This window comes from Corallococcus sicarius, from assembly GCF_003611735.1.
Lineage (GTDB): Bacteria > Myxococcota > Myxococcia > Myxococcales > Myxococcaceae > Corallococcus > Corallococcus sicarius.
The window spans coordinates 31,217-42,214 of sequence record NZ_RAWG01000054.1; the positions used below are offsets into that span (position 1 = coordinate 31,217).

Annotated in this window: 5 protein-coding genes and 1 pseudogene (1 of these 6 running past the window's edge); 3 read left to right on the forward strand and 3 right to left on the reverse strand. The window is 73.2% G+C overall.

All coding sequences use genetic code 11. The features are described from left to right. A protein-coding gene (locus D7X12_RS11225) for a non-ribosomal peptide synthase/polyketide synthase (protein WP_120625265.1) crosses the window boundary here: on the reverse strand, window positions 1-7,090 show its beginning. 21,845 nt of this gene lie to the left of the window's left edge; only the first 7,090 of its 28,935 coding nucleotides appear in the window; the start codon lies at window positions 7,088-7,090; its stop codon lies off the left edge, out of view. Window positions 7,091-7,192: 102 nt separating this feature from the next. Beyond that, entirely contained in the window at window positions 7,193-7,810 is a 618-nt protein-coding gene (locus D7X12_RS11230) for an outer membrane beta-barrel protein (RefSeq protein WP_120625266.1), read from the reverse strand. Window positions 7,811-8,055: 245 nt separating this feature from the next. On the opposite strand from D7X12_RS11230, the gene D7X12_RS11235 reads away from it, so the two are divergent. Together D7X12_RS11235 and D7X12_RS11240 are read left to right on the forward strand one after the other, a co-directional pair. Next, window positions 8,056-9,405 (forward strand): amidohydrolase, encoded by a 1,350-nt coding sequence (locus D7X12_RS11235; RefSeq protein WP_120625267.1) that lies wholly within the window; start codon window positions 8,056-8,058, stop codon window positions 9,403-9,405. A 120-nt stretch (window positions 9,406-9,525) separates the two neighbouring features. Continuing rightward, on the forward strand, window positions 9,526-10,068 hold the full coding sequence (locus tag D7X12_RS11240; RefSeq protein ID WP_147443610.1) for a hypothetical protein: 543 nt from the start codon (window positions 9,526-9,528) through the stop codon (window positions 10,066-10,068). Window positions 10,069-10,077: 9 nt separating this feature from the next. Here the strand turns inward: D7X12_RS11240 and D7X12_RS11245 are convergent, their stop codons facing one another. Next, complete coding sequence (locus D7X12_RS11245) at window positions 10,078-10,536, reverse strand: YaiI/YqxD family protein (protein WP_120625270.1); 459 nt, start codon at window positions 10,534-10,536, stop codon at window positions 10,078-10,080. Between the two features lie 187 nt (window positions 10,537-10,723). On the opposite strand from D7X12_RS11245, the pseudogene D7X12_RS11250 reads away from it, so the two are divergent. Further along, window positions 10,724-10,998, forward strand: a pseudogene (locus D7X12_RS11250) (UTP--glucose-1-phosphate uridylyltransferase); the annotation flags it as partial.

Below are 10,998 nucleotides of genomic sequence, written 5' to 3' on the forward strand. Positions count from 1 at the left end.
GCTTGAACCCCAGCCCCATCCACCACCGCGCGAGTGACAGCTCCACGGACAGCAGCGCGGGCAGCGCGAACCGGGGCTCGGCGAGGGCCGCCTCCGCGGAGGCCTCCGCTCCGGACGCGGGGAACAGCACGGGGCGCAGGTCCTGCGTCATCCCCACGGACGGCAGCAGGGCGAGGCACGACTCCAGCTCCTGCCGGAAGCGGGGCTCGGCGTCGAACAGCTCGCGGGCCATGCCCACGGCCTGGGCTCCCTGGCCCGGGAAGAGGAAGGCCACCCGGTGCGCGGGCGGAGCGTCCAGGTCGCGCACGGTGGACGTCGGGCCCGGCTTGCGCAGCGCCTCCACGAGTCCGGTGACGTCCTCCGCCACCACGGTGCGACGCACCTCGAAGGCCTTGCGGCCCGCGTTGCGCGTGAAGGCCACCTCCGCGAGGTCCACGTCCGCGCGGGCCTCCACCGCGTCGGCCAGCTCGCGCGCCACCGTCTCCAGCGCGGCGGGCGTGCGAGCGGACAGCGTGACGAGCTGCCGCGTGCGACGGCCTCCCGTCACGGGCTCGCGCGACGGTGCCTCCTCCAGCACGACGTGCGCGTTGGTGCCACCGATGCCGAACGAGCTGACGCCAGCGCGGCGCGGGCCTCCGGTGCGCTCCCACGGGCGCAGGGTGGTGTTCACGAAGAAGGGGCTGCGCGCGAAGTCGATCTCCGGGTTGGGCTGCTCGAAGTGGAGGCTGGGCGGCACCTCTGCGTGGTGCAGCGCGAGCGCGGCCTTGATGAGGCCGGCGATGCCCGCCGCGGTGTCCAGGTGTCCGATGTTCGTCTTCACCGAACCCAGCGCGCAGAAGCCCGTGCGCTGCGTCTGCGCGCGGTACGCCCGGGTGAGTGCGGCGACTTCGATGGGGTCGCCCAGCGAGGTGCCGGTGCCGTGCGCCTCCACGTACTCCACGCTGTCCGCGTCCACGCCCGCCGCGGCGAGCGCACGGGCAATCACTTCACTCTGCCCGTGGATGCTGGGCGCGGTGTAGCTGACCTTGGCCGCCGCGTCGTTGTTGAGCGCGGAGCCCTTGATGACCGCGTACACGCGGTCCCCGTCACGCACGGCGTCCGCCAGCCGCTTGAGCACCACCACGCCCAGGCCGCTGCCCAGCACGGTGCCCCGGGCCTTCGCGTCGAACGCGCGGCAGTGGCCGTCCGGCGAGAGGATCATCCCCTCCTGGAACAGGTAGCCCGTGCGCTGGGGCAGGGACACCTTCACCGCGCCCGCCAGCGCCAGGTCGGACTGCCCGGTGCGCAGGCTCTGACAGGCCAGGTGCACGGTGACGAGGCCGGTGGAGCAGGCGGTGTAGACGTTGAGGCTCTCGCCGCCGAGCTTCAGCTTGTAGGCCGTCTTGGTGGCGACGTTCTCGCCCGTGGTCGTTCCCAGCGCCTCGAACAGCGAAGCCGGGTCCTTGCGCGTCTGCCCCAGGATCGACAGCAGGTGCACGCCGGAGCTGCCCGCGCCCGCGTACAGCGAGACAGGCGCCGCGATGCGCTCCGCGTCGTAGCCGGCGTCCTCCAGGGCGTTCCACGCGCACTGGAGGAACAGGCGCTGCTGCGGATCCATCCACTGCGCTTCGCGCGGGGACAGGCCGAAGAAGGCTGCATCGAAGCCGTCCGCCTCCTCCAGCACGCCGCCGGCCGGCACGAAGTCAGGGTGGTCGCGCAGCGCGTCCGGGAACAGCGGTGACGGCTCCAGCTCGTCCTTCGCGAAGCGGGTGATGGACTCCACGCCCTCGCGCAGGTTGCGCCAGAAGGCGTGCACGTCCGGAGCACCGGGGAAGCGTCCGGCCATGCCGATGATGGCGATGTCGCCAGAGGCATTCCCGGCCGTTACACGCGGCGCTTCGGGACGGGGCGCGGGGACTTCGCGCTCCAGCCTCGCGGCGAGCCGGGCGACCGTCGGGTGTTCGAAGAGGTGGGTGACGGGGACGTCCTGGCCCAGGGCCTCGCGCAGCTGCGTGCTGGCCTTCACCACCAGGAGCGAGCCTCCGCCCAGGTCCTCGAAGAAGTGCGCGTGCAGCCCCACGCGCGGCACGTCGAGCACGCGCGCCCAGACCTCGGCGATGCGCTGCTCCAGCGCGGTGACGGGCGCGGCGAACGGCGCGTCGGACGCGGGCTGCTGGGACTCGGGCGCGGGCAGGGCGGCGCGGTCGAGCTTGCCGCCCGGAGTGAGAGGCAGCGCGTCCAGCCGCACGAAGGTGGCTGGGATGAAGGCGTCGGGCAGGCGCTCCTTGAGGAAGCGCCGCACGGCGGGGACCTCCAGGGCTTCGTCGGCCACGAGCCACGCCGCGAGCCGCGTCTCGCCCGCGACCTCGCGTGGGAGCACCACCGCCTGACGCACGCCGGGGACCTGCGCGAGCGCGGCTTCCACCTCACCCAATTCGACGCGGATGCCGTGCACCTTCACCTGGGCATCGCGGCGGCCCAGGAACTCCAGCCGTCCGTCGGACAGCGTGCGCACGCGGTCGCCCGTGCGGTACAGGCGCGCGCCGGGTTCGGGCGAGAACGGGTCGGGCACGAAGCGCTCGGCGGTGAGCGAGGGTCGCTCCAGGTAGCCGCGCGCCACGCCCACGCCGCCCACGTACAGCTCGCCGGGCACGCCGACGGGCACGGGCTCACCCCGTGCATCGAGCACCGCCACGCGAGCGCCCGGGATGGCGCGGCCGATGGACGGACGCGCGGGGTCGACGTCCAGGTCCATCGTCGCGCAGACGGTGGTCTCGGTGGGGCCGTAGGCATTGAGGAAGCGGCGGCCCGGCTTCCAGCGCGCCGCCAGCTCCGGCGTACACGCCTCGCCCACGGAGGCCACCACTTCCAGGAGGGGCAGCGCGGACGGATCCATGGGCGCCAGCGACGTGGGCGTGGCGGTGAGCGCGGTGATGCGCTCGGAGGCGAGCACCTGCTGCAACGGCGGCCCCGGTAGCAGGGACTCCGGGGGTGCGAGCACCAGCGTCGCGCCGGACAGGAGCGTGGAGAAGATCTCGCTCACGGACGCATCGAAGCCGATGGACGCCAGTTGCAGCAGCCGGCTTTCCGGGCGCAGTCCCAGCGCGTCGCGCGTGGCGAGGGCCGTGTTGCACAGACCGTGGTGCGCCAGCAGCGTGCCCTTGGGCGTGCCGGTGGAGCCGGAGGTGAAGATGACGTAGGCGAGGTGCGCGGGCGTGACGGTCGGCGCGGGCTCCAGCGGCAGGGCCGGTCGTGCCTCCAGCGCGGCGCGCTCCGCGTCCAGGAGCACCAGCAGCTCCCCTTGCGGTGCGAGCCTGTCCGCGAGGGCCTCGTCGCTCAGGAGCACGGAGACGCGCGCCTCGCGCAGCATGGCCTCCAGGCGCGCCGGCGGCTGACCCGGATCCAACGGCAGGAAGGCGCCGCCTGCCTTGAGCACGCCGAGCAACGCCACCGCGAGGTCCGGGGTGCGCTCCAGGTACACGCCCACGAGCTGCTCGGGGCGCACGCCTGCGCCGACGAGGTGTCGGGCGAGCTGGTTGGCTCGGGCATCGAGGCTCTCGTACGTCAGCGTTGCTCCCCCCAGCGCGACGGCGATGGCCTCCGGCGTGGCCCGGGCCTGTGCCTCGAAGAGACGGTGCGCGAGGTCGGGCGCCACTGCGGGCGCGGTGGGGCGCCACGACTCCAGCACCTGTCCACGGGCCTCCGGGGTCAGCAGGGGCAGGGCGTTGATGGCGTGTTCGGGGTGCGCCGTCGCGCCGGCCAGCAGCGAGTCCAGATGCCCGAGCATCCGCGCGAGGGTGTCCGCGTCGAAGAGGTCGGTGGCGTACTCGCACAGCAGCTCCAGCCCGTCGCCGGAGTCGGTGACGGAGAGCGTGAGGTCGAGCTTGGTGGCGCCCGTGTCTCCGAGCGTGCTGCTCAGGGTGAGGCCGGGCAGGTGCACCGGTCCGGACGCGGCGTCCTGGAGGACCAGCTTCACCTGGAAGAGGGGCGCGTGCGCGAGGCTGCGCTCCGGGTTGAGCCCTCGCACCATCGCGTCGAAGGGCAGGTCCTGGTGCGCCCAGGCCGCGAGCGCCGCGCGGTGGCTCCGGTGCAGCAGCTCACGGAAGGACGGCGCGCCGGAGAGGTCGCCGCGCAGCGGGAGCTGGTTGACGAACAGGCCGACGATCCCCGCCGTCTCCGGCCGGACACGGTGCGCGGTGTCCACGCCCACCACCAGATCCTCCTGGCCGGTGTAGCGGTGCAGCAGCACCTGGAAGCCCGCGAGCAGCGCGACGAACGGAGTCGTGCCTTCGCGCAGGGCCAGGGTCTTCACCCGCTCCCACGCGGCCTTCTCCAGCCTGTGGGTCCGCTGGGCGCCCCGGTAGGACTGCACGCGGGGCCGACGGCGATCCCCAGGGAGGTCAAGGACGGGAGGTGCGCCGGCCAGGTGCTCCCGCCACCAGCCGAGCAACTCCTCCTGGCGCTCACCGCGAAGCCACGAGCGCTGCCACGCCGCGTGGTCGGCGTACTGGAGGGACAGCTCGGGCAGGGCAGGGGCGCGTCCGGCGGACAGCGCCGCGTAGGCCTCCGACAGCTCCCGCACCAGCACGCGCATGGACCAGCCATCCGCGACCAGGTGATGCACCGTGAGCAGCAGCCAGTGGCGCGACGGCTCCAGGCGCAGCAGGGTCACCCGGAGCAGCGGGCCCCGGGCGAGGTCGAAGGGCCGCCGGGCCTCTTCGCGCGAGAGCCTCAGCGCCTCGGCCTCGCGCGTCGCGGAAGGGAGCGACGAGAGGTCCATGACGGGGAGCGACAGCGCCAGGTCCGGGAGGATGCGCTGGCCGGGTTCACCGCGCGTCTCCACGAACACGGTGCGCAGGGACTCATGGCGCCGCACGAGGAGCTGGAGGCTCCGCTCCAGCGCGGACACGTCCAGCGCGCCGTCCAGCCGCGACACGACGGGGACGTTGTAGAACGCGCTGCCCGGCTCCAGCCGGTCCAGGAACCACAGGCGCTCCTGCGCGAAGGACAGCGGCATCGACTCCGTGCGCGGCACGCGGCGCAGCTCCGGACGCGAAGCGGTTCCCGCCGCCGCCTCGCGCACCAGCTCCGCCACGCTCGCACCTCGCAGCAGCGCCTCCATGGGCACGGGCATGCCCAGGGCCTGCTCCAGCGAATGCGCCAGCTCCACCGCCGCCAGGGAATCCAGCCCGTAGTGGGTCAGCGGTGCATGGACATCCAGGTCCTCCACGCGGGCGCCCACGCGCGCGGCCACCCGCGCGAGCACGCGGGACTCCAGCTCCGAAGCCTGCGCTTCGGGCTGCTCCACCAGCGCGAGCACCTGCGACTCCAGCTCTGAAGCCGGACCGCCTGGGTCGAACGCGTCCACCCGGGCCCGCGCACCGTCACGCGACTCCAGCGCCGGATCCGGAGCGCGCCACACATGCAGCTCGCGCAGCCCTCCCGCGAGGAACGCCGCGCGCGTGGCCCTGCGCTGCACCTTGCCGCTGGACGTCTTCGGCAGGCTCCCGGGCTCGATGAGCACCACCGCGTGCGGCATCACCTCATGTGTCTCCGCCAGCCGTCGCCGGAGGGCACCCAGCAGCGGCGCCGCGTCTCCGTCCCACTTGCGCGGATCCACCTCCTGCACCACGACGAGTCGCTCCTCGCCGGCCACCTCGACGCCGAACGCCACGCCGCACCCGGGACGCAGCGCGGGGTGGCTCTCCTCCACCACGCTCTCCAGGTCCTGCGGATACAGGTTCCGGCCGCGCAGGATGATCAAGTCCTTGGCGCGCCCCGTGACGTACAGCTCCCCCGCGTCCAGGAACCCCAGGTCCCCGGTGCGCAGGAACGGCCCCTCTCCCGCGGCCGTGCGCGCGCCGAAGACCCGCGCGGACTCCTCCGGCTGCCGCCAGTAGCCCTGCGCCACGCTGGGCCCCTTCACCCAGACCTCCCCCACCTCGCCCGGCGCCAGCACCCGCCCGGACTCCCCGTCCACGACGAGCAGGTGCTGCTCCGGCAGCGTCGCGCCGCAGCCCACCAGCGTCCGCCACTGCCGCTCGGGCGCCCGGACCCGGCCCGCCTCCAGCGCCGCCGCGTCCACGGCGCGCAGCACGGGCGCGGCCTCCTTCGCGCCTCCAGAGACGATGAGCGTCGCCTCCGCCAGCCCGTAGCACGGGTAGAACGCTTCACGCCGGAACCCCTGCGGCGCGAACGCCTCCGTGAAGCGCGCCAGCGTGTCCGGCCGGATGGGCTCCGCGCCGCAGAACGCCACCTCCCAAGAGCCCAGGTCCAGGCCCTGCCGCTCGGCCGGCGGGATGCGCCGCACGCACAACTCGAACGCGAAGTTCGGCCCGCCGCTGATGGTGCCGCCAAAGCGCGTCACCGCCTCCAGCCACGCGCGGGGCCGCTTGAGGAACGACAGCGGCGACATCAGCGCGGTGTGGAAGCCCTGCGCCAGCGGCACCAGCACGCCGCCAATGAGCCCCATGTCGTGGTACGGCGGCAGCCAGATGACACCCACGCTGTCGTCGCGCGTCTGGAACGCGCGACGGATGGCGTCCAGGTTGTGCAGCAGGTTGCCGTGGCTGAGCATCACCCCCCGAGGCGTGCCCGTGCTGCCCGACGTGTACTGGAGGAACGCCAGCGTGTCCGCCGTCACGTCCGGCCGCTTCCACGCCGACCCGCCGCCCGGCGCCACCGCATCCGTCGCCACCCACTTCAGCGCGCGCAGCTCCGGCGCATCCGCGAAGAGGAACTCCGCCATCGACAGGATGACGGACGTGGTGAGCACCACCGTGGCCCCCGAGTCCGCGATGAGCGCACGCAGGCGGGGAAGGGTGCGCTCCAGCCGCGAGGGATCCGGCGGATACGCCGGCACCGCCACCAGCCCCGAGCACACGCACCCGAAGAAGCCCGCGAGGTAGTCCGCACCGGGCGGATAGAGCAGGACCGCCCGCTCCCCTTCGGACGCGAGCGCCTGGAGCGCGGCGGCGATACCGTGCGCACGCGCGGCGAGCTCACCGCGGGTGAGCGTCACCTCCGCGTCGTCCTCCAGGAACGTGTAGAGGCGTTGAGCCGGACCGCGCGAGCTGCGCTCTTCGAGGAGATCGATCAGGGTGACGGGCATGGGGAGCGGAGACGCGGGCACTTCGGGGGGAGCCCGCACCTGCCCGAACGATACCCCAAGACCTCCGGCCGCCCGCGAGCCCGCCCCCCGTCCAGGCGTCGCTCAGTAGCTGCCTCCAATCTGGAGCAGCCCCTGGTAGCGACCGTCCCCGGCGCCCGGGTCTTGCGCGCGAGCGAAGTCCTGGCTGAAGAGGAAGCTGTAGCTGCCGCGCACCTCCGCCGTGAGGCGGGGGCTGATCTGGAACCGCAGCCCCGCACCTACAGGCGCGTAGCCTCCCGTATCGTCGAAGAACTGGAAGAACATCCCCTCGCGCACCGAGTAGCGTTCAACCCCGATGCCCGCCAGCACGTAGGGCTGGAGCCGCAGCGAGGAGAGCCCCAGCGTGACCGCCGCCTGCGCGCCGTTGCGCACGAGGTCCGGGCTGCCGAGGGACTGACTCTCGGAGACGGCGAGGCTGCTGGTGCCGCCGCTGTAGCCCACCTCCACGCCCAGGTAGTCGTTGGGCCGGTACCCCACGATGACGCCGTAGGACGGCCCTGGATCCAGGTTGGGGGCGAGCTTGCCCGTATAGCCCTCCACGCCCAGACCCAGGAGGAAGTAGGGCCCCTTCCATTCCACCCGCCGCGCCCGCGTGGGCGCGTCGTCCGGAGGCGCCTGAGCCCCCGCGGCGCCACCCGTCAGCCCCACCAGGCAGAGCCCCAGTCCAATGCCTCGCCTCATCACCGCTCCCTTCTTCTGTTCCCTGCGCGTCCTTCAAGGTGCCCTCCCGGGGAGGAGCGGACAACGAACGGACGGGCGGTGCCCCGAAGGCCCACGGCACCCCGCGGGGACGGGCGTGCGCGGCCCCGACGCGGGCTCCCGCCCGCCTTCCTGCCCGGGCCCTGGGAAGTGCGCCCCGGGACTTCCACCTTGAGCGTTGGCCGACGCCCCCTCCCCCCGCGCGTTCCGGCCAGGAGACGCACGCCATGAACGACGTTGAATCCCAGCCTGGCTTCCAGCAGGAGCACCCGGGCAAGCCCCCGCGGCCGGACCTGAACGCACGCACCCGACGCGTCCTCACACACCTGGACGCGGTGCTGCCGGACCTGGACGCGCTCTACCGCGACCTGCACCAACACCCGGAGCTGTCCGCGCAGGAAGCGCACACCGCCGCCGAGGTGGCGCGGAGGCTGGAAGCCGAAGGCTACGAGGTGACCCGGGGCATGGGAGGCCACGGCGTGGTGGGCCTGCTGTGCAACGGGGATGGGCCCACCGTGATGCTGCGCGGGGACATGGACGCGCTGCCCATCGAGGAGAAGACGGGGCTGCCGTACGCAAGCCACGTGACGACGCCGGACGGCGAGCCGGTGATGCACGCGTGCGGCCACGACGTCCACACCGTGTGCCTGGCGGGCACCGCGGCGCTGCTGGCGCGCTCGCGCGACGCGTGGCGCGGCACCGTGATGGTGGTGGCCCAGCCGGCGGAGGAGACGCTCCAGGGCGCGCAAGCGATGCTGGAGGACGGGCTCTATGCGCGCTTCGGCACGCCGGACGTCGTGCTGGGCCAGCACACGGCGCCGCTGCCGGTGGGCGCGTTCATGCACCGCGAGGGCGTGACGATGATGGGCTCGGCGCACGTGCGCGTCCGCCTCTTCGGAAAGGGCGCGCACGGGGCCCTGCCCCACCTGTCGGTGGACCCGGTGGTGATGGGGGCCAGCGTGGTGATGCGCCTGCAGACCATCGTGTCGCGCGAGCTGTCACCGCTGGAGGCGGCGGGGGTGGTGACGGTGGGCATCTTCCACGCGGGCGCGCGCGCCAACGTGATTCCGGAGGAGGCGGTGCTGGAGTTGACGGTGCGCACCGTGGACGACGCGGTGCGCGCCCAGGTGCTCGCCGCCATCGAACGCATCGTGAAGGCGGAGGCCGAGGCCTCGGACGCGCCCCGGCCCCCCCGGGTGGAGGTGCTGTCGAGCACGCCGGTGAACCACAACGACCCGGCGCTGCTGCGGCGCATCCGCGACGCGCACGCGGGCTGGTTCGGAAGCAGCGCGATGGTGCCGGGCGTGCTCGTCACCGCGAGCGAGGACTTCCCCCGCTTCGCGCAGGGGCCCGAACAGCCGGTGCCCACCGCCTACTGGTTCATGGGCATCACGCCGCTGAAGGCCTGGAACGAGGCGCCGGGCAACACCCCGGAGGAGAAGATGTCGAACCTGCCCGGGCCGCATTCGCCCACCTACGCGCCGGACCGCGAGGGCTCGCTGCGCAAGGGCTGTGAGTCGCTCACCGTGGCGGCGCTGGCCTGCCTGCACCCGGGTGGAGCCTCCCGGGACGCGTGAGGCCCCGGCGCGCGGCTCCGTCCTGGAACGGGGCCGCCAGGCCGGCCGGCTCCTGTCGCTTGCCCCCGCCGCGAGTGCGTCCACCTTGAGAGGCAGACGACACTCGTGGAGGAACCCCCGATGAAACTTCCGCTCATGGCCATGCTGACCGCCCTCCTGCTCGGAGGCTGTGCCCACCAGGGCGCCTCAAGCACGGCGGACAACCCGAGCGGCACGGGCGGTTCGGGCACCCAGTCGCAGGACCCGGAATCCGGCGCGGGGACCCGCGATCCGTTCTCCAGCGATGAGTTCTCCTGGGACGTGGAGGAGTCCCCGCGCACGCAGGCGATGCTGCGCGCCCACGGCATGAACCCCTACGGCGACGCGGGTGCCCGGGCGGCCGCCGAGGCCGAGGACACCGGCACCGGGGGCTCCGGCTCCGCGAACCCGGACGACTACGAGTGCGTGGACGTCAACACGTTGGGGACTGGCGGTTCGGGCAGCATCGACCTGCGCGCGGTGGACGACCTGGCACCGTCGCCCGCCCCTTCGCAGAACCCGGGCGCGCGGTTGGACATCACCCCGGATGCGTGGAAGCGCAACAAGGGCATCGGGACGAGTCCGGTGGCGCCCACCACGGGCACGCCCCCGGTGGAGGGCAGTGGCGGCGCGAGCGGCCGGTAGCGAGGGCGCTCAGCCCTGCTGCTTCACCAGCCGGGTCAACTCGCGGTCCAGCGTGGCGGCGAACTGCTGACGGTCCTGCGGCGAGAAGCTGCTGGGACCGCCGGTGGTGACGCCGCTGTCGCGCAGGTCCTGCATGAAGTTCCGCACCGACAGCCGCTCGTCGATGTTCTCCGGGGTGAAGAGCTCCCCGCGCGGATCCATCACCACCACGCCCTTGGGCACGAGCAGCGCGGCCAGGGGAATGTCCTGCGTGACGGCCAGGTCCCCGGGCTGCGCGGAGGTGGCGATGTGCCGGTCCGCCACGTCCAGCCCCGCGCCCACCTGCACCGTGGAGACCCACGCCAGGCGCGGCAGCGACAGCGCCTTGTTCGCCACGAAGACGATGGGGACCTTCAGGCGCTGGACCGCGCGCAGGAGGATGTCCCGCACGGGTCCAGGACAGGCATCGGCGTCGACCCAGATTTGCACGGGGCGCATCCTCGCTGATTTCACCGGCCCCTGCTTTGAAGTTGCGCCCCAGGCGACTCCCCCCCGCCGGTGGGAACGCCGGGGAGATTCCCCGCCCGCCCGTGAAGCAGCCCGGCAGGGCAGGGCGGAAGTCTGGACGCCGACCCTGTCCCCAGGGACGATGCACCCATCGGACGGAGGTTCCATCATGGCCGGCGTGAACACCCAGAACCTGGACGCAGCGCTTGACGATCCCCAGCTCGCGCGTGACGGCTTTGACGCGACCAGCTTCCGTGCACTGCTCGCGCGCTACCAGCGCGGTGAGCTGGTGGAGTCGAGGCCCCTCGAGGGCTCCCTGGATCCCCTGCGGCCGGGGGACGTGCAGCCGCTCCCGCGAGAGAGTACGCCCGACTACGAGGTGTGCCGGGCCCGGGGCGAACAGGCGTTCCGTCAGGGGCAGGTGGCCGCCCTGGTGGTGGCCGG

Excerpts from the sequence above, each read along its gene's own strand:
- D7X12_RS11235 (WP_120625267.1), top strand. The coding sequence starts at position 8,056 with ATGAACGACGTTGAATCCCAGCCTGGCTTCCAGCAGGAGCACCCGGGC.
- D7X12_RS11230 (WP_120625266.1), bottom strand. The coding sequence starts at position 7,810 with ATGAGGCGAGGCATTGGACTGGGGCTCTGCCTGGTGGGGCTGACGGGT.
- D7X12_RS11240 (WP_147443610.1), top strand. The coding sequence starts at position 9,526 with ATGAAACTTCCGCTCATGGCCATGCTGACCGCCCTCCTGCTCGGAGGC.